The organism is Bartonella sp. P12B, assembly GCF_055796185.1.
The window spans coordinates 39,485-56,945 of sequence record NZ_JBTTDI010000007.1 but is presented as its reverse complement, the minus strand read 5'-3'; the positions used below and the strand labels follow the sequence as shown (position 1 = coordinate 56,945).

Below are 17,461 nucleotides of genomic sequence, written 5' to 3'. Positions count from 1 at the left end.
GATGGCAAATTTCTTTGTTAAAAGGGTTATCAGAGCATTACGGAACTCTTTAAAAAAAGATAATTGTTGTCCCAGTATTCCAACGCTCTTAGAAGGTTCATAGGCAGGTTTTCCAATCTGAAGTCCCGTACTTTCTGATTTCTCATGGATTGAGAGTTTATCCTCAACCGCAGTCATACTGTCTAAGGCAAGAATCTCTAGGGTATGACTTACATCTTGCCCTAAAATCATCTGGTTAAGGATAATCTCAAAATTTTCATCATGGGCAAGAAGAGCATTGATTACTTGCCAGACAACTTTGTATCTCTTGTTGTGTCTTAAAGCCTGTTCAGCAGAAATCCCCGCAGGAACGCCAACAGGCAGAATGATATAGCCTCTTTTTTTCCCCTTGGCACGGCGCATGATACGTCCCACCGCCTGTATGACATCCACATGACTTTTGCGCGGGTGTAAAAACATCACCGCATCAAGAGCAGGAACATCCACACCTTCAGAGAGACAACGAACATTGCTTAACACACGGCAGGTATTGTCCCCCGCATCTTCCTTTAGCCAATCAAGAGCTTCATTGCGTTTTTTAGCACTTTGTTTTCCATCAATATGTTTAAATCTACAGTGAAGAGCAGGCGTCTTTTTATGACTTTCATAAAGAGCACGCAAGTCAGACTGAGTTTCATCAGAATTAAATGCTCTACAGATAAGTTCAGAGGTTTTAATATCTTTACAAAAAGCCAAAGCACGGCGCATGGGATTGGGGTCATCGCTTAAATCAATCTTCAAATCGATTTTGCTCAGAGCTTGGTAACAGCCTATGAGCTTGGTTTCATCATCAAGAGTAAGTTCATAATTATCATCGGTTATACGATGTTGGATGGATCGACTTACGATTTCTTCATTCACCCCCAAGACAATAATCTTATAAGGTGCTAGCAATTCATTCTTTACGGCTTTTGAGAAGGTATAAGTGTAAAGGGTTTTTCCATAGAGATCTTCATCATCCATGGAAGCTAGCACAGCATTAATCTCATTGGCTTGTTTCTTGGCATTATCGGTAAAGATCTTTGGTGTTGCTGTCATGTACAGGCGTTTTTTGCCTTTAACAATACTGTTGTCATGAACCTTAACAAATTCTGATTCACTGTTGTCTGTACCCAATACAGCACCCGTTGTCCTATGGGCTTCATCGCAAATAATCAGATCAAATTCAGGTAAATCATAGTTCCTTTGCGCATCGGATATCACTTGGATTGAATGATAAGTCGAAAACACGACAGTCATCACATCAGGAGAAATTTTATTGGCTTTGCTAGCAAGTTCTTTTGCATCTGTTGTAGCAGGCAGGACAAGATCGGATGCGTTAAAATCAGCAGCATCCTCTTGGTTTTTACGCCGCTTGCCAACTTGTGTATCAGAACACACCGCAAAGGACCGCAAGGGTATCTCTGTATCGAGGGTCCATTCTCTGATGGTTTGTGACATAAGAGCAAGGGAAGGGACCAAAAACAAAACACGCTTGCCTTGACCAGCAAGAGTTTCTGCTATCTTAAGACTGGTAAAGGTTTTACCGGTTCCACAAGCCATAATCAGCTTGCCACGATCGGCTTCTTTTAAACCCTCACAGACAGCTTGAAGGGCTTCTATCTGATGATCTAACAGCTTTTTCTTCTTTTGCTCTTTAAGGATAACATCCCCATTTTCTTCAAAAGCACTCCAATCGATTTGGCTGTTTTCTAGATCAAACAGATTAATCTGTTGAATGCGGATTTCTTGTCCTTCACAGGTATGAGAAGCATTATCACTCCAATCACTTTCAGTGCTGTCAATAAGAATGCGACGGGAGAAGATCTTTTTCCCAGAGGCAGCAATGAAGCTATCAATATCTTCTTTTTTAATGCAATGAGAGGCGTCATAGCATTTGCATTGGATGGCAGCATAGCTTTCTTGATCACGGATTTTAGCAACCAAATCAATTCCAATATCACGTCCATCTTCCCCACGCTCTTTAGCCCAGTCGCAATAGGTTTGAACCTTTTCGTATTCTTGGCATTGCAGCGGGTCATGGGTCAAATAAGCCATGACAAGGTTTTCGAAAAGAGTACCTAATTCACGAGGAGATTGTGCTTTATTACGATAAGACTGTAAGAGAGAGCGTAAAGAAGATTGTTTATTATCAGAATTGAGAGATTGAAGCATTATGCAATAAACCTCATTGCTTTGTAATATTGATCAATTATCATCAAAGGAATCGAAATGAAGTTTATTAAAGGGTTTCAAAATAAATATCGACAACAAAATGAGACAAATATACTCAAAAGCCGGTAAATTGCTTAAAAATAAATTTTATAAATGAGCACTGCTATAAGCAAAGTTAAACCTACAAAATCAATAAAGTAGTAAATTTTTCTATTCATTTTCATCTCCATATGCCAGTGATTTGATCATTTTATGGAATAATAAGAACATATTCAATATGTATTTTATTATCAAATATGTAATTTTGAGTAGCTTTATGGTTCTCTTTATGAACCTAAAAATCTAAAAAATAAATTACACCCAAAACCTCCAAAACCCCCAAAACATATAGCATTGGTTGTATTTTCACATTATATCGTTAATTGTTATCAATCATGAGTTGTCTCTTGAAAATTGATAAATCTTAACATATTGAAATATAACATTTTTTATTTTTAGATAATTTTTTTTAAAAATGAGCCCCCAAAAGAACCCCCAAAACCCCCAAAACTTATAAAAGATGTTGTTTTTATGCTCTATACATCTGTTAGCACAAAGAACTTTTTACATTTTTTGTTATAGGTTTTGAGAGTATTTTAAGAAGTGCTTCATTGTTGTGTCCTCTGATTTTTTACCAAAGGATGCCATTCATAGCGTATGGTAGGACGACCGCCTTTTTGCTCCTTGTCTTCAGAGGTTTCACGAAGATAGTTGCAACGACATAAAACATCTAAAGCTTTTTTAACGCTTTCAGTATCCTTTAAAAATCTCCAACCATGCTTATAAACATCTCGTACTGTAAAAATATCAGGTAAGCAATCACAACGCTTTACAAGCAAATTTGCACGCTCTGTTGTTAAGCTATCATCTGCCGCATAAAGCCGTTTCGCATGACTTAAAAGATATTTTGACCAACGCAATGCCATAAAAAGATAAGGGTAATCGACTTCAAAACGCTTTCCATCAACAAGTTGGAAGATTAAAGCAAGACTTGCTATGGTTTTGGGCATTTTTAAAAGATAGGATTGTAAGGTTTCAGAGAGATTATCCTCTCTTACTTCTTTATGAAGATTTTCCCACCATTCACGAAACGCCTCTTGTGCTTTGGAAGAAAAATGTATCACCCGCGGCTGTTCGGGAGAGCCTAACGGTTTATCCCGAAAAGAACGAAACACCTCTTCATAGTCTTTATAGGCGTCTTGTAAGGGGGTTCTATCAATCCATTTGCATTCTTTATTATTATCGGGCCAAACGATTATTTGAAACCGTTGCAAGAAACCATCATCGTTTATTCCACGGTTTATAGCCTGAACGATGGGAATAATCCGAGAAGGTTGAATGCCCCCAATCATAGAAAGTGTTGCATTTTCAACATGGATTGTGCCACGCCCAATACGGTCATGGGTATAGGGTTGATCACCATTGAAAGATTGCAAATAAAAACCGCGGTCTGTTTGATACTCCTTACGATCTAGATTTGCTAAAAAACCAGAAAGTTCATCACGGACAAACAATAATCCACGCGGGTTTTCTTTGAGTAATTCTCCAAGCTTTTCAACTGTTGCATCATTGACAAGAAGACGCCGCTTTGTATCGTTTTGGTTACTTTCTTCCTCATTTTCAATCATTTCTTCTAAAAAGGCACGGGTTGCGTTATAATCACCCTTTTTAAAAGCCTTTGCTGCTTTTTTATTTCCTTCTTTTTTACGCAAGGTCTCAAAAGCTTCCTTCACTTTTGCTTGTTTATTCTTTTGTTGACAGTTTTTATGCCATTCATTTTGTAAGCTATAGAGAGGGGCAAGAGCCGCTTGCATGGCAGGTGTTTTTCGTGCAGAAGGTTCTCCAATAATAGCTCCCCACAGATTAGGAACAATGTACCAATTATCATGCTGTTTTGGAGCGATGCGCACGCCATTGCCAATGACGGAGGCTAAAGCACAGACAGCAGACACGGCAACAAAATCGATCGGAGATTGTTGACGATCAGAAATATCATAAATATATTTGCTTAGCTTATAAGGCATTTGTGCTAGGTTAAAAGGCTCAACCGGTAAAAGCGCTTTGTTTATCGGTTTTAATTCGCCCCATCCCATTTGTTGCAATGCCATTTCATAAGGGATGGCTTGTAAACAGGGATGCTCCTTTAAAGAGACAGGGTTGTTATCGTTATCAGTATCATTTACAGAACTATTTTCATTGTTATCAAGATTATGTTTTGTCATTGTTTTTCTCTTTCATAATTTAATAATAAAACGTTGAAGTCAGAGCCATGGGGAGCTTGCATCATAAAGACATTGAAGCCTTGGCACTGAGCACGGGCAGCAAGGGCAAAACCTGCTTTACGACCCGCATCATCGCCATCCATAGCTATGGTGAGACGCGCTTTGGTATTGATATTGGGTAAGTGCACATGCACCATGCCACTGGTTGAAAGGGATGCCCATAAAGTAACAGGCTCCGATAACAGACCAGACAGTAGAGAAAGACCTGTTTCTATTCCCTCACAAATGACCAGATGTTGAGAATTGGCTTGGCATAAATGCACAGCACCGCCCTTGACAGAGCCCAGCATGGCTTTTGCTGGTAAATGTTCTGTTTTGCATCCATTGTCTTGTAAAAAGGTTCTATGGATTGCAAAGGAGGCACCACCCTCAACTAAAGCCACCAACGCGGGGAGGTTTTTTCCAGAGGGATGAGGGCATTTATCGTGATAGCGTAAATTAGAGGGTAATTCACAAGTGATGCCCCGCTTGTGTAAATAAACCTCTGCTAAAGTGTCTTTAATTGGTTGACTTTGCTTCCAAATCTCTAATGCTTTATCAGCTTTCTGTTTTGCTGTTTTCTGCTCTAATAAAGAGCGATTGTAACAAGAGGTTTTATGATCAAAATATGCTTGCCTCTCTTTTTGAAAGTAAGCATCTCTACCAATTAACCCAATGTTCTTGAGAGCTTGTAAGATCTCTTCAAAAGAACATCCGGCATAACAATAGAGTAAGAGCCGCCCATCATTTCCATTGGCAAGAGCTAAACTAGGTGACCTATCATCATGGGCAGGGCAACGGGCAAGTCCATAATGCCCGTACCAAGCACCATGCAATGCATAAGTAATGCTTTTAAGAGTTTTAGCATTTGCAAAATGCATAAAATACTATCCTGCTACTTGCATTACAGGACAGACTCTGTTATTTCGATATTCGCTAGACTCGAAATACTTTTGTCTGTCCTATAAGACGAAGTTTTTCTTTAAGCGGCGTTGTTGCTACGTTGGTTTTTAGCCTTCTCGATTACATCATGAAGGTCTGATGCTAACCAACGGGATAAGGCACCAATTTTTAAAGGTTTTGGTACCGTTCCATCAGCAACACGCCGCCAGAGTGTTGTAACGCTTATACCAAGCAGTTTTGCACTCTCACGAGTTGTGAGAAGTTCTTTATTTGTATTCATGAGATTCCCTCTTTTTTATATATTTAAGTGATCGAATCACCACTCAATGACCATATATAAATAGCAATTTGTATCAAATATTACCAGCAAAAACATACGTTTCTTTCATAAAAAAACAATATATTGTGGTTGTGATCTTCATAATAAGCAATAAGTTGTGTTTGCTATTATTCATTATGGATATAACAAAGGCGAAGACATAGAATTATTCTTAACTTTTATGATCTTGTCCCGTGATATAAGCCGCCCATTTATCCATATAAACACGACGCTGTTCTAAATAGTCCGTACGACGATAAGCACGCTCTACTTTACCCCCGACTGTATGACCTAGAATGGTTTCTGCTACTTCAAAAGAAGCATCTGTTGTTTCTGCTAACCAATCGCGTAAACTAGAGCGAAAACCATGCGGGCAGGCTTCAAGTCCAATTTTTTTCATATACTGGGACATGCAATTCATACTCAGGGGACCACGACCAGTTGCAGAGAAAAAGAAATCATTGCGAGAAAGCAAACGCGCTTGTTTCAAAATTTCCAATGCTTCTGTTGATAGAGGCACGCGAAACTCTGTTGTAGCATCACGTTTTCCTTTCATATTCTCAGCAGGGATGGTCCAGATATCATCTTCAATCTGATCTTTATGGATATGACGCAAGGGGTTTGTACGAACACCTGTCAAGATCAGTAACCGCAAAGCTAAATGTGTCATGGTTGTTTTTTCGCAAAGTGTTTTATAAAAAGCTGGTATATCTTTCCAATCCATTGCTGGTACGTTTTGCGTTTTATGCCGTTGTTTGCCTAACAAAGCTTTTGCTTTTTCTGTTGCTTGCAAATCAACATCCAATCCCAATGCAGCAGCATGTTTAAGACAGAGATTAAGACGGTTAAGAGCTCTATAAGCTGTTGCAGCTTTTGCGTGCCAGATAGGAGCAAGCGTATTGCGTATATCTGTTTGAGTAATCTCTGAAACGGGGAGGCAGCCTAATTTAGGGAGAATATAAAGACGTAAAGGTGAAAACCAATCTCCATTTTTACCATCTCCTTTTAATTCAGCTTTACGACTTTCAAAAGCATCGAGAGCAATATCTTTCAAATAATGGAGATTACGCACTGCCTCACGCTTTTGTTTTTCGCGTTCTTTAATGGGGTCACGACCCTCACGAAGAACAGAACGCCATTGGGTTGCACATTCACGGGCTTTTTTTAAAGAGACGTCTCTTAAAGCCCCCAAGCCCATTTCATGGCGTCGTCCGTGAATGGTATATCGATAAATCCATTGAGCACCACCATCTTTACGCTTATGAAGTAACAAGCCGGCACCATCGTTATATTTGCCAGCCCCCAATGTTGTGACAGCCCTTGCATTAAGACGATTCATTAAAGGCATTTTTGCTCCTTTCTAAATGTTTTTTATCCACACGTTAATCCCACTTGTTACGTGCAAGGGGATGGTTTTGATTGATTCAAAATGAAATGATTTGAAATGAGAAAATCTTACAATATTCGGGGGTATGATACAAGTTGAAAAAGCATGATTTATCTTTATAAATCAATATGTTGTCTTCATACGACAGCACGATTGCATGGTTGTAAATTGGGGCGTTATGTAGAAATCAATGAGCGCGTGGTTTTGCGTGATGTAACAGTTGGAGATTTTATTTATTTTGAACGGAACAGTGAAGCGATTTATAGCGATATTGGTCGTTTTTGTTCTATTGCGTCTCGTGTGTGTGTAAATGCATTAGAACATCCCATGGAACGGCTTTCAACGCATAAAATAACTTATCGTCCTAATGAATATTTCCGCTATATTCCGTTAGATAGTTCTTTTCGTGAAAGACGTTGTGCAAAACGTGTTATCATTGGGCATGATGTATGGATTGGATATGGTGCTGTTATTATGCCAGGGGTGACCATTGGGCATGGCGTTATCATTGGTGCTAATGCTGTTATAACAAAAGATATTCTTCCTTATACAATTGTCGCTGGTGTTCCTGCAAAACCGTTGCGGATGCGTTTTTCTGATCATGTGATCCAAGAACTTTTGGAGATGACTTGGTGGAATTGGCCGCTTGATAAAATTTATAACGCATTGCCTGATATGCAAAATCTTCCAATCGAGGTTTTTATTCGAAAATGGAAAGAGCGTTCAAAATAAAATAAAAAAATAGTTTTTGTCTGGGGATGTGATACCATTATGTTGATGCTAAGCTTTGTTTACAAAATTATCGAGGACACGTTTTTCTCCCGCTTTCTCAAACATAATGGTTAATTTATGACCATCTATTGCTGTGATATGACCATAACCGAATTTTATATGAAAAATCCGATCATTGATGGCAAAATTTGAAGGGGTTTCAGAGACTGATTGGGCAAGAACTTTTCCTTCAATGTTTTTTTGTGTGCGCTTCTGTTTTGGTGTAGTAGAATCATTATAAAATGAACCATGATGTTTAACAGAAGATTTCCCATACCCCCCATAAGAGGTCTCCATTTTTATAACTTCTATATGTTCTTCTGGTAATTCATTAAGAAAACGCGAGGGTATTGTGTTTTGCCAAAGTCCATGGACTCTTCGATTAGAGACAAACCATATATGCAAATGTTTTTTTGCTCTCGTCAATCCTACATAAGCTAGTCGCCGTTCTTCTTCTAAACCTGAACGGCCGCCTTCATCCAGTGAGCGCTGATGAGGAAAGAGACCTTCTTCCCAACCAGGAAGGAAAACTGTTTCAAATTCAAGCCCTTTGGCTGAATGAAGAGTCATGATGTTAACAGCATCAGTATTTTCATTGTTTTCAGCATCCATTACGAGTGCAACATGTTCTAAAAAGCTATGAAGACTTTCAAATTGTTCCATGGAGCGAACCATTTCTTTAAGATTTTCTAGCCGTGTTGGTGCTTCTGGTGAACGATCTTCTAACCACATGGTAGTGTAGCCTGAATCCTCAAGAATTGTTTCAGTAAGTTCTCTATGGGGTGTGCTTTGCAGCATATTTTGCCAGCATCGAAAGTTTTCAATAACGCTTCGCAAAGCACTGCGTGCTTTAGGTTTTAGTTCGTCCGTTTCAATTATTGCAGCTGCGGCAGAAAAAAGAGGAATAGCGCGTGCCCGTGCACTTTCATAAAGAATGCGTAGAGTTGCATTGCCTAAGCCGCGTCTAGGTGTATTAATAATGCGTTCAAAAGCTAAGTCATCTGCTGGTTGGACGACAACGCGTAAATAAGCCATCGCATCACGTATTTCCATTCGTTCATAAAAGCGCGGACCACCAATGACGCGGTAGTTAAGACCAAGTGTTACAAAACGATCTTCAAATTCACGCATCTGAAATGATGCGCGCACCAATATAGCCATATGATTTAATGAATGGCCAGTCTGTTGTGCCCGTTCAATTTCTTCTCCAATTGCACGTGCTTCCTCTTTCGAATCCCATGCTGCATGAACTTTTACTTTTTCTTCTTCGGTATTTATTTGATCAGAAAAAAGTGTTTTTCCAAGTCTTTCTTGGTTATGAGAAATGAGATGAGAAGCGGTTTTGAGAATGTGTGATGTTGAACGATAATTGCGTTCTAAACGGATAATTTTTGCAGGAGGAAAATCTTTCTCAAAACGTAAGATATTATCGACTTTAGCACCACGCCATCCGTAAATGGATTGGTCATCATCGCCAACACAACAAAGGTTGACATGTTGTCTTTCTGGCTGTTGTGCCAAAAGGCGAAGCCAAAGATATTGTACTGTGTTGGTATCTTGATATTCATCAACAAGAATATAGCGAAATTTGGAGTGATATTCCCGAAGAATATCTGGATTATGTTGGAAAATAGAGAGTGGATGAAGTAAGAGATCGCCAAAATCACAGGCATTAAGGCTTTTTAATCTCTCTTGATAGAGATGGTAAAGTTTACGTCCCATACCCTTACCAAAGGAATGAGAATCGTCTTCTGAAATATGTTCTGGTGAAAGCCCTTGATTTTTCCAAGAATCAATCATTATAGTAAGATTCTTGGCGGGCCAACGTTTATCGTCCAATCTTTCAGCTTGAATAAGCTGTTTTAAAAGCCTAGTAACATCATCGCTATCAAGAATTGTAAAGTTGCTTTTTAAGCCAACAAGTTCTGCGTGACGGCGCAAAATTTTTGCCCCCGTGGAATGAAAAGTTCCAAGCCAAGGCATGCCTTCAACAATTTCACCAATAAGTGTGCCAATGCGCATTTTCATTTCACGTGCTGCTTTGTTGGTGAAGGTTACAGCAAGTATTTGCTTAGGAGAGGCAAGCCCAGAGCGTAAAATGTGAGAAATGCGGGTTGTTAAAACACGCGTTTTTCCAGTACCAGCACCCGCAAGAACTAAAAGAGGTCCTTCTGTATTCATGACGGCTTGTTGTTGCTCTGGATTGAGTTGTTGTAAATAATCGCCATCACATTGCGTTTTTTCTTTTTCTTTTACAGTAGGCATAGTGGCTCTAGAACTCTTTTCATTATGGAGAGGGGAGGCTTATCTTCAAAGAATGGTATGGGATCAAGAAAATTGTTCATTATACATTTTGTGTAGTACTTTTTTCATCTGAATGCTAGGTCCAAAAAAACATACTCTCTTCGGTTGAATAAGGGACAGAGATTTTAAAAACTAAAACAAATATTAAAAGCGTTGGGTGAGAACGCTTTGAAGTGCATAAATGCGTAACGAAGACGAAAGATTTACTTCTGGTGGTCTTTTGCTATCAATATCGGTGATAATAAAGGCTAAAGATTGTTTTTTTTTGTGCGCTATGGTTTTGAGGATATCTAGAAATGGTTGTTCTAAAGATACGCTTGTTGCATGTCCATCAATACGGACAGATATTTTTCGCAAAATTACTTTTGACCAATCGATGAAAGTATCTTCATGCATTCTTTTTATTCTTATTCCTCGCGCTCTAAATAATTTTGATCAAGAAATTTTTGCGTTTTTAAAGATTCTTTTTGCTCGAAAAGTTTTTCAGCTTTTGTTCTTCCAAAACGATAGCGTCTTTCTTCTGCATGAACAGCTTGTTCTGCACGCTTTTTCTGTTTTCGAAATTGACGAAGATTAATGATTTTAGTCATGAAACACTTATTTTTTGCGAAAAGAATCTAAAGAAACAACATCAGCACTTGGTTTGATATCATTGTTTGAGGGATCTGTATTTGGACTAGGATTTTGTTCTTTTATAAGCGAGTTCTCTTTTTTTTGTTTGTCTGATAGAACCGTCGGTGTACTTGGAGCATTTTCTGAATTTTTGTCTTCTCCAGAAGTAAGGTTCGAGGGGAGATCAAATGCTGCTTCAAATGCTGCTATAGGGTCATAAAAGACTTGAATAGAGGTAAAAGGAATTACAAGTTTTTCGCTAATTTCTCTAAAGGAAAGTGTTACTTCGAAGGCATGCTCTGAAACACTTAAATCTCTAAACTGATGTTGTAAGACGATTGTCATTTGCTCTGGGTACCGACTTTTTAGACGAGGAGAGATTTTTACGCCTGGGGCATTGGTCAAAAAAGTAATAAAAAAATGATGATTTCCTGGAAGTCCTGCTTTGGCAACTTCCGATAAAACTTTACGGATAACCCCACGAAGTGCATCCTGAACGAGAATATCGTAACGGACTTGATCTTGAACCATCGAAGCTTTCCTTTTATTTCATACGATAGATGAGCGTGCGGAGTATTTTGCTATAGAATGTCTTTTTAAGCTAGCAATATTTTGTCTCATATGTACTTAAATCACTCAAAAAATGATATGAAATTTTATGACAAAAAATGTCTCGAAGATCAATTGATCGTCTTTATAAAGGTGAAGGCTTCTGTTGCCAGGTGCCTCCGAACCCCGCTTAAACCTGCGACGGTTTAAGGCTTAATTTGAAGCATTCACACCACCTTAAGCGGCGAGACGTGCTTCCGCATAGTTGTCATTTGCAACTACTCATTTAGCCCGATAACGGTGGTACTATGCCGAGTAAAAGAGCAATCTTTACACTCTTGTCGATCCTATTTCGCCCCCATCAAAGTATAATTTTGTATTATATTTTGGTGGAGGCGCCGGGTACCGCCCCCGGGTCCAATAAGTTTATTCCATTGTCCATTTATTACCATAGCTGGCAAGCCAGCACTTTAAATATAGATGAAGACGAGTCTTTAGAAAAGGGGGGTTGTTAATATTTTTAATCCTCTAATTATTATGAGAAGCTCTGTGATGCGGTTGTAGAGTACAGTCGCTAATTTTTGGAGAGGAGAGGGTGCAAAATGACCAATGATCTAGCAGATATTAAATTATATGACCAAAATCCCGATGAGGCTGCAATAGAACGGCTAAGACATCGCTTAGCTTTGGTGATGAAAAAACAGGATGCATCACTGGTTGCTACATCGGATCCAAAAGAGTTAGAACGCGTTGAAAAATGGGTTCGAGATGTATTAGGCGCGGATGAGCAGAGTGCTAAGAAGGCTGTGTCAAAAGTTGCGGAAATGATGTCTGGAGATCGCAGAAAAAGCCGTATGACCTTTTATTATTTGGTCGCCAAGCAATTAAATGCACTTGATAAAGTTTAAACAATTTTAAACTAAATTTTGCTCAAGAACAAGAAAGCTCAAAATTCTTTGAGCTTTTTTGTTTAGCATAGAGGATTAATTGGTTTCGTCTTCTTGAAGATATCCTCCTTTGCTCATATCCGGTATAAAGAGGGTAGCAATGAATGCCATGATCATCACGCCGATTACGTAAAAATAAAAGAGTGATTCATGTCCCATATTTTTTAATCCGAGTGCTACATATTCGGCAGAACCACCAAGTAATGCATTCCCAATAGCATGAGAGAGACCAACTCCTAATGCTCGTACTGAGGAAGGAAACATTGCTGATTTTACGACACCAGAGATGGATGTATACATGCTCATAATACAGAATATTCCAATAATGGTTGACAACGCAATCCATGGATTATGCGTATGACCGATTATGAGAAGTCCAGGAATTGTAAAGAGAGTAGAAAGTGCACTCCAAAGGATAAGTAAATTTTTTGTGCCAATTTTATCAGCTAGGATACCAAATAGGGGTTGAAGGAGTATGAAAATAAAGAGTGCAGCAGTCATCAAAGTTGTTGCGGTATGTTTATCAAATCCGGTGGTTGTGATGAGATATTTTTGCATATAAGTCGTACAGGTGTAAAATGTAAGAGATCCTCCAGAGGCGAAGATAACAATAACAAAGAAAGCTTTTGAATGTTTGCTGAAAAGCTCTTTCAGACTTCCCGTTCGTTTTCTAGAACGGCTTTCTTTCGTGGTTGTTTCATGAAGCGAACGACGGAGATAAAGTGCAACGAGTGCTGCTAATCCACCAATCGCAAAAGGGATACGCCAGCCCCATGCTCTTAATTGGTCTTCCGTTAGATAAAGTGCCAAAATGAAGATAATAAAACTCCCTAAAAGTTGACCAGTAATAAGCGTACCAGATTGGAAAGAAGCAAAGAGACCACGATGATTTTTAAGAGAAATTTCGCTTATATAAGTTGCAGCTGTACCATATTCACCACCGGCTGAAAGTCCTTGCATCATTCGGATGAGGAGCAGAAAAATTGCGGCAGTTATCCCTAAAGTTTCATAAGTTGGAAGGATGGCAATGAGGAAAGAGCCTCCACACATCATAAAAATAGATATGAGCATTGAACGCTTGCGTCCATAGCGATCAGCGATAAAGCCAAAAAGCCAACTTCCAATTGGGCGCATAAGAAAACCGATAAAGAAGATTCCTGCCGTTCTTAGAAATTGGGTAACAACATCGCCATTTGAAGGAAAAAATTGTGGTGCAAAGTAAATCGACGCAAATGAATAAATGTAAAAATCATACCATTCTACTAAATTCCCTGATGCACTGGATATAATAGAAGAAATACGTTTTCTTGTATCATCTGGTTCTAAAGTTGTTTCATTTTTCATGAAGTGCTTCCCTTTGGTTTATAGTTTATATTTTTCACTTTAAAGTTTTTTATAATTTGTATCATTAAAATTCAATTGTATATAATAATTTCTTATGAAAGCTCTTTCAGAGGATTTATGTGGGCTATAAGTTTGCGCTTCATGAGGATTTTATTTTGTAGGAGGATAAAAATCATCATACCGAATCTAAAAGGCGACGTGTGTTGAAAAAGAGGTTCAAGCTGGATGAAATGTTAGTAAAAAGAGTGCTTCAATAGTTCTTTATAAAAGTTACCGATAAGATGGTTGAAGAATGTAAAAAAGTTGCGTAACTTTTTCTTGTTTATGTGCTAAAAATTCAATTTATTCGATAAAATCTAAACAAGACAGAGTCTTATAAACATCTTCTTCACCTTATAGAGGAGCATTATATTTTTTCTTGTAGGGTGAGCTCTAAGAAGTGAATGACTTTCTATTATTTGCTTGTTATTTTAAATATTTGTACATTCATTATAAAAAAGCCTAATTGCTTAGGCTTTTTTATTTTGTGTAGAAAATTTAATGGACCTCATTGTCTTTAAGGTATCCTCCTTTGTCTATATCTGGCATCAAGAGAATTGAGATGAGTGCAATGATCATCATACCAATGATGTAAAAAGGAAAGACAGTTTCATATCCTATAATTTTTAGCCAAAGAGCTATATATTCAGCAGAACCACCAAACAGTGCATTACCAATGGCAAAAGCAAATCCAACTCCGATTGCGCGGATTGAAGCAGGGAAAAGTTCTGCTTTTATGATCCCTGCGATGGATGTATAAAAACTCATAATACAAAGCATTCCAATGATGATTAAGAATGCGACCCATGGATTATGGGTATTTCCAATCATTTTTAGCACAGGAATTGTGCAGAGAATGGATAAGGTACTCCAACTGATGAGGGAAGCTCTTGCTCCAATTTTATCGGCTAGAAAACCAAAGAGCGGTTGGAGTAACACAAAAATAAAAAGTGCAGCAGTCATTATCGTTGTTGCTGTATGTGAATTAAAACCGCTGGTTGTTATCAGATATTTTTGCATGTAAGTCGTGTATGTATAAAACGTGAGCGATCCTCCTGCTGTAAAACCAATAACCAGAAAGAAAGCTTTTGTGTGGTTATCTAGAAGTACGCTAATACTGCCAGTGTGTTGTTTAGAACGACTTTCTTGAGTGGTTGTTTCATGGAGCGAACGACGCAGATAAAGGGCAACGATTGCTCCTAAGCCACCGATCACAAAGGGAATACGCCAGCCCCATGCTTTTAGCTGATCATCAGTGAGATAAAGTGATAAAATAAAGATAACCAAGCTGGCAAGAAGTTGTCCTGAGATCGTTGTAGCATATTGAAAGGAAGCAAAGAGCCCACGACGATTTTTGAGGGCGACTTCACTCATATAAGTTGCTGTTGTACCGTATTCACCACCAACGGAAAGTCCTTGAAACATACGGATTAAAAGCAGAAGGAAGACTGATGTTATTCCCCAAGTTTTATAAGTGGGAAGGATGGCAATGAGGAATGAGCCACAACACATCATAAAAATGGAAATAAGCATTGAGCGTTTACGTCCATAACGGTCGGCAATAAAGCCGAAGAGCCATGCTCCAATAGGGCGCATAAGAAAGCCAACAAAAAAAATCCCTGCGGTTTTTAAGAGTGTTGTCACAAGAATATCGTCTGAAGGGAAGAATTGTGATGCGAAATAAATCGATGTAAATGAGTAAATATAAAAATCATATCATTCTACTAAATTTCCTGATGCACTCGCTATGATAGCAAATATGCGTTTTCTTGTATCATCTGGCGCTAAAGTTGTTTCATTTTTCATGAAATATCCCCTTTTAATACTTATCCTTATTTTTTCTCTTTAACGTTGTTTATAATTTGAGCCATCAAAATTCAATTACTAAGGGTTGTTTTTTTATGAAAGCTCTTTGAGATGCTTTATTGGAATTAGAGTTTTTTGAGTTTCTATTTTTTATATTAAAATGAAATCAATAGTAATGTTTACTTACAAGATTTTCTCTTGATTTTTATTATCTTTTTAAGAGTAGCTTTAATTTTTGAGAATGAGGCTTTCTATACTAACAAACACGATTTAGTTTATAGATTATGCGCGTCTTTTGAGAAATAATGAAACTGTATTTTTGCTTTCAATTACTTGCTTTTGTGATTTTTTAAAGGGACTAAATTTACCAAAGTTAGAAAATAATGTCCTTATAATAAAGTTCGATAATTTGTTTTCCAAGGTTTGTGTTAAAGCAAGAAAGATTACTGCTTTTCCTTATAGAAGAGAGCAGCGTAATATTTTGTAAATACTTAATTTTCTTTATGAATTTCGTAACAAAAAAGCTCAATTTATTGAGCTTTTTTGTTTAATTTCATAGAAAAAAATTTAACGGACATCATCGTTTTGAAGATATCCCTTTTTTCGGGCATCGGGCATCAAGAGAATAGCAATAAATGCAATAATCATCATGCCAGTTATATAAAAATAGAAGACAGATTCATAGCCAAGCTTTTTTAATTCAAGGGCTACATATTCAGCAGAACCACCAAACAATGCATTGGCAATAGCATAAGAAAGTCCGACTCCTATTGCCCGTATTGAAGCGGGAAACATTTCTGATTTTACAATACCAGAGATGGAGGTATAAAAGCTCATAATGCACAGCATTCCAATAATGACTGATAGAGCAATCCATGTATTATCAGTTTTGCCAATCAGATTAAGGCCAGGAATTGTAAAAATAATCGATAAAGTACTCCAAATAAGTAGAGATATTTTTGTTCCGATTTTATCAGCAAGAAAACCAAATGCAGGTTGAAGTAACATAAAAACAAAGAGTGCGGCAGTCATTAAAGTGGTAGCCGTATGTTTATCAAATCCAGTCGTGGTGATAAGATATTTTTGCATATAGGTTGTATATGTGTAGAATGTGAGTGATCCCCCAGCGGTAAAACCAATCACTAGAAAAAAAGCTTTCGAATGGTTGGAAAAAAGTTCTATAATACTTCCAGCTTTTTTACTAGAACGACTTTCTTTGGTGGTTGTCTCATGGAGTGAGCGGCGTAAATAGATTGCAACAATTGCTCCAAGCCCACCAATGGCAAAGGGAATACGCCATCCCCATGCTTTTAACTGATCCTCGCTCAGATAAAGCGCTAGAATGAATATAACGAGACTAGCGAGAAGCTGTCCACCAATCAGTGTGGTGTATTGGAAAGAGCTAAAAAATCCACGGTGATTTTTGAGAGCAACTTCACTCATATAAGTTGCCGTTGTACCGTATTCACCACCGACAGAAAGTCCCTGAAGCATTCTAAGTAACAGTAAAAGAATGCCTGCTGCTGCTCCAATGGTTTCATAGGTAGGAAGTAGGGCGATTAAGAACGAACCACCGCACATCATAAAAACAGAAATAAGCATTGAGCGTTTGCGTCCATAACGATCAGCAATGAAGCCGAAAAGCAAACCACCAATTGGACGCATCAAAAAACCAATAGCAAAGACGCCAGCAGTTTTTAAAAGTTGCGTAACAACATTACCTTCTGAAGGAAAGAATTGTGATGCAAAGTAAATGGATGTAAAAGAATAAACGTAGAAGTCATACCATTCTACTAGATTACCTGATGCACTGGACACAATAGCCCAGATACGTTTTCGTGTATCATGCGGCGCTAAAGTTGTTTCATTCTCCATAAGTCTATCCCTTTATTCATCTTCATATAGTTTACTCCCCCTGTTATTTATTCTCCTAAAGGTTGTCTACAGTATTTTATCTTTTGCGTCAAAAATTTAATCGAAACATAAG

General features: G+C 38.1%; 13 protein-coding genes, 1 other RNA gene and 1 pseudogene. 2 read left to right on the top strand and 13 right to left on the bottom strand.

The window, feature by feature from the left end:
- From AC0QT1_RS06035 to AC0QT1_RS06015, 5 genes are all read right to left on the bottom strand, one after another.
- Window positions 1–2,193 (bottom strand): restriction endonuclease (locus tag AC0QT1_RS06035; protein ID WP_473201859.1); only part of this gene is annotated, 2,193 nt, incomplete at its 3' end.
- 647 nt (window positions 2,194–2,840) lie between these two features.
- Window positions 2,841–4,454 carry a YfjI family protein gene (locus AC0QT1_RS06030; RefSeq protein WP_473201858.1) on the bottom strand — a complete coding sequence of 538 codons (1,614 nt, stop codon included), beginning with the start codon at window positions 4,452–4,454 and terminating at the stop codon, window positions 2,841–2,843.
- Window positions 4,451–5,374, bottom strand: coding sequence for a DUF7146 domain-containing protein (locus AC0QT1_RS06025; protein WP_473201857.1), 924 nt, complete (start codon window positions 5,372–5,374; stop codon window positions 4,451–4,453). The genes AC0QT1_RS06030 and AC0QT1_RS06025 overlap by 4 nt, the downstream gene beginning before the upstream one ends.
- A 101-nt stretch (window positions 5,375–5,475) precedes the next feature.
- Window positions 5,476–5,676, bottom strand: a complete 201-nt coding sequence (locus AC0QT1_RS06020; protein WP_473201856.1) for a helix-turn-helix transcriptional regulator — start codon at window positions 5,674–5,676, stop codon at window positions 5,476–5,478.
- A 211-nt stretch (window positions 5,677–5,887) separates the two neighbouring features.
- A complete protein-coding gene (locus AC0QT1_RS06015; protein WP_473201855.1) occupies window positions 5,888–7,063 on the bottom strand; it encodes a tyrosine-type recombinase/integrase in 1,176 nt (391 codons plus the stop codon).
- A 144-nt stretch (window positions 7,064–7,207) separates the two neighbouring features.
- Between AC0QT1_RS06015 and AC0QT1_RS06010 the strand changes: the two genes are divergently transcribed.
- A complete protein-coding gene (locus AC0QT1_RS06010; RefSeq protein WP_473201854.1) occupies window positions 7,208–7,834 on the top strand; it encodes a DapH/DapD/GlmU-related protein in 627 nt (208 codons plus the stop codon).
- 48 nt (window positions 7,835–7,882) lie between these two features.
- Here the strand turns inward: AC0QT1_RS06010 and AC0QT1_RS06005 are convergent, their stop codons facing one another.
- The 5 genes from AC0QT1_RS06005 to ssrA all read right to left on the bottom strand — a co-directional run bounded on the left by AC0QT1_RS06005 (window position 7,883) and on the right by ssrA (window position 11,844).
- On the bottom strand, window positions 7,883–10,138 hold the full coding sequence (locus tag AC0QT1_RS06005; protein ID WP_473201853.1) for an ATP-dependent helicase: 2,256 nt from the start codon (window positions 10,136–10,138) through the stop codon (window positions 7,883–7,885).
- A 183-nt stretch (window positions 10,139–10,321) separates the two neighbouring features.
- Complete coding sequence (locus AC0QT1_RS06000) at window positions 10,322–10,573, bottom strand: ribbon-helix-helix domain-containing protein (RefSeq protein ID WP_473200269.1); 252 nt, start codon at window positions 10,571–10,573, stop codon at window positions 10,322–10,324.
- Between the two features lie 11 nt (window positions 10,574–10,584).
- Entirely contained in the window at window positions 10,585–10,767 is a 183-nt protein-coding gene (locus AC0QT1_RS05995; RefSeq protein WP_473200268.1) for a DUF4169 family protein, read from the bottom strand.
- A 7-nt stretch (window positions 10,768–10,774) separates the two neighbouring features.
- Window positions 10,775–11,320, bottom strand: a complete 546-nt coding sequence (locus AC0QT1_RS05990) for an SspB family protein (protein WP_473200267.1) — start codon at window positions 11,318–11,320, stop codon at window positions 10,775–10,777.
- Window positions 11,321–11,490: 170 nt separating this feature from the next.
- Window positions 11,491–11,844, bottom strand: a transfer-messenger RNA (tmRNA) gene (ssrA, locus tag AC0QT1_RS05985).
- Between the two features lie 96 nt (window positions 11,845–11,940).
- Here ssrA and AC0QT1_RS05980 point away from each other — a divergent pair.
- Complete coding sequence (locus AC0QT1_RS05980; protein ID WP_473201852.1) at window positions 11,941–12,246, top strand: DUF2853 family protein; 306 nt, start codon at window positions 11,941–11,943, stop codon at window positions 12,244–12,246.
- A gap of 75 nt (window positions 12,247–12,321) precedes the next feature.
- On the opposite strand, the gene AC0QT1_RS05975 is transcribed toward AC0QT1_RS05980, so the two are convergent.
- The 3 genes and pseudogenes from AC0QT1_RS05975 to AC0QT1_RS05965 all read right to left on the bottom strand — a co-directional run bounded on the left by AC0QT1_RS05975 (window position 12,322) and on the right by AC0QT1_RS05965 (window position 17,349).
- Window positions 12,322–13,629 carry an MFS family transporter gene (locus AC0QT1_RS05975; RefSeq protein ID WP_473200265.1) on the bottom strand — a complete coding sequence of 436 codons (1,308 nt, stop codon included), beginning with the start codon at window positions 13,627–13,629 and terminating at the stop codon, window positions 12,322–12,324.
- A gap of 537 nt (window positions 13,630–14,166) precedes the next feature.
- Window positions 14,167–15,474 (bottom strand): annotated as a pseudogene (locus AC0QT1_RS05970) (MFS family transporter).
- Window positions 15,475–16,041: 567 nt separating this feature from the next.
- A complete protein-coding gene (locus AC0QT1_RS05965; RefSeq protein ID WP_473200263.1) occupies window positions 16,042–17,349 on the bottom strand; it encodes an MFS family transporter in 1,308 nt (435 codons plus the stop codon).
- Window positions 17,350–17,461 lie beyond the last annotated feature (112 nt).

Coding starts and splice junctions, on each gene's coding strand:
- AC0QT1_RS06030 (WP_473201858.1), bottom strand. CDS start 4,454: ATGACAAAACATAATCTTGATAACAATGAAAATAGTTCTGTAAATGAT.
- AC0QT1_RS06025 (WP_473201857.1), bottom strand. CDS start 5,374: ATGCATTTTGCAAATGCTAAAACTCTTAAAAGCATTACTTATGCATTG.
- AC0QT1_RS06020 (WP_473201856.1), bottom strand. CDS start 5,676: ATGAATACAAATAAAGAACTTCTCACAACTCGTGAGAGTGCAAAACTG.
- AC0QT1_RS06015 (WP_473201855.1), bottom strand. CDS start 7,063: ATGCCTTTAATGAATCGTCTTAATGCAAGGGCTGTCACAACATTGGGG.
- AC0QT1_RS06010 (WP_473201854.1), top strand. CDS start 7,208: ATGATTTATCTTTATAAATCAATATGTTGTCTTCATACGACAGCACGA.
- AC0QT1_RS06005 (WP_473201853.1), bottom strand. CDS start 10,138: ATGCCTACTGTAAAAGAAAAAGAAAAAACGCAATGTGATGGCGATTAT.
- AC0QT1_RS06000 (WP_473200269.1), bottom strand. CDS start 10,573: ATGCATGAAGATACTTTCATCGATTGGTCAAAAGTAATTTTGCGAAAA.
- AC0QT1_RS05995 (WP_473200268.1), bottom strand. CDS start 10,767: ATGACTAAAATCATTAATCTTCGTCAATTTCGAAAACAGAAAAAGCGT.
- AC0QT1_RS05990 (WP_473200267.1), bottom strand. CDS start 11,320: ATGGTTCAAGATCAAGTCCGTTACGATATTCTCGTTCAGGATGCACTT.
- AC0QT1_RS05980 (WP_473201852.1), top strand. CDS start 11,941: ATGACCAATGATCTAGCAGATATTAAATTATATGACCAAAATCCCGAT.
- AC0QT1_RS05975 (WP_473200265.1), bottom strand. CDS start 13,629: ATGAAAAATGAAACAACTTTAGAACCAGATGATACAAGAAAACGTATT.
- AC0QT1_RS05965 (WP_473200263.1), bottom strand. CDS start 17,349: ATGGAGAATGAAACAACTTTAGCGCCGCATGATACACGAAAACGTATC.